At 63.1% G+C, this 713-nt stretch carries 1 pseudogene and 1 other annotated feature; the pseudogene reads left to right on the top strand.

The window, feature by feature from the left end:
* Positions 1-50: 50 nt before the first annotated feature.
* Positions 51-713: pseudogene (locus J8G26_RS19105) on the top strand (IS3 family transposase); the annotation flags it as partial.
* Positions 329-445 (top strand) — a sequence feature (AL1L pseudoknot). It overlaps the preceding pseudogene by 117 nt.

Consider the following 713-nt stretch of genomic DNA (forward strand, 5'->3'; position numbering starts at 1 on the left):
TGAATCGCCCCGGTTTTTGAGGAGGCTCTTTTCTCTGAGAGGATTGAGCCATGAAGAAGTCGAACAAGTTCTCGCCCGAGGTCCGCGAGCGGGCGGTGAGGATGGTGCAGGAGCACCGGGGGGATTACCCATCGCTATGGGCAGCCATTGAATCTATCGCCCCCAAGATTGGCTGCGTGCCGCAGACGCTGCATGAATGGGTCAAGCGAGTAGAAGTCGATGCTGGCGTGCGCGAAGGCGTCACTACAAGCGAGGCGCAGCGGGTCAAGGATCTGGAGCGCGAGGTCAAGGAACTGCGCCGGGCCAACGAAATACTGAAGCTGGCCAGCGCGTTTTTCGCCCAGGCGGAGCTCGACCGCCGGCTGAAGTCCTGAGGGATTTCATAGACAAGCATCGCGGCACCTTCGGGGTCGAGCCGATCTGCAGCGTCTTGCAGATCGCCCCGTCGGGGTATCGAAGACACGCGGCGCTGCTGCGCGAGCCCGACAGGCGCTGTGCTCGGGTCCGTCGCGACGAGGCGCTGGTACCGCAGATACAACGCGTCTGGCAGTCCAATATGCAGGTCTACGGTGCCGACAGGGTATGGCGCCAACTTGCGCGCGAGGGAACGGTCGTGGCTCGATGCACGGTCGAGCGGCTGATGCGGCGCATGGGGCTGCGCGGCGTAATGCGCGGCAAGGTCGTGCGCACCACGATCAGCGACAGCAAAGTAC

The organism is Acidovorax sp. JG5 (assembly GCF_017939685.1).
GTDB lineage: Bacteria > Pseudomonadota > Gammaproteobacteria > Burkholderiales > Burkholderiaceae_C > Acidovorax.